This is a genomic window from Vibrio sp. D431a (assembly GCF_030248655.1).
In the GTDB taxonomy this organism is placed as follows: Bacteria; Pseudomonadota; Gammaproteobacteria; order Enterobacterales; family Vibrionaceae; genus Vibrio; species Vibrio alginolyticus.
In genome coordinates, this window is sequence record NZ_JAHGAP010000116.1 from 1 (window position 1) to 603 (window position 603).

Annotated in this window: 1 protein-coding gene; it reads right to left on the bottom strand. The window is 37.8% G+C overall.

The window, feature by feature from the left end; all coding sequences use genetic code 11:
* Positions 1-5: 5 nt before the first annotated feature.
* Positions 6-603 (bottom strand): hypothetical protein (locus tag KJB35_RS28365; protein ID WP_285469907.1); only part of this gene is annotated, 598 nt, incomplete at its 5' end.

A 603-nucleotide genomic window follows, 5' to 3' on the forward strand; every position in this document is an offset into this window, starting at 1 on the left:
GTTTGTTATGTTTGTTTGTACACATATAGCTGTTTAACAAGTGAACACATAAACTCTCGAGCAGTTCGGCTATTTGCTTCACCAACGTCCAGATAAATGACTTTGTAATCATTCGAATATGCGAAATATATTGGGCCTTTCTTTTTAGTATCAAAAGTTACAATAGGAAAAAGAGCTGAACGACTTGCGATTTCAATATCCGCTTCTTGTTTGAATAGTATTTGATTTTGCTTTCTTTTAGATTGTGTCGCGAACCTTTCAACCAGATTTTTTCTCAGTTCTTGCTCTTCACTAGAAATATAACGACCGACACCATAACCTGACATTCGCTGATACTCATCAGGGATCGAACTGTCCAGATAGCCAAAGTAAGAATCTTCTTCAACGAAGCTCCCTATAGCTCGTTTGGCGTAGTTTTTAATCGCTTCACAACGTTCGGGCATTTGTAGAACTTCATACCTGCCATGTTTGGTGACGCAAAGCTGAAAATCTGCCTTAGGAAAATACTCTTCAAGGTCTATATTATGCTTCGCAAAGTAATCCCAAAGGTTATTGTCTATAAATACTTTCAATATGGTATCTCCAGCAGAAACATAACGCCCT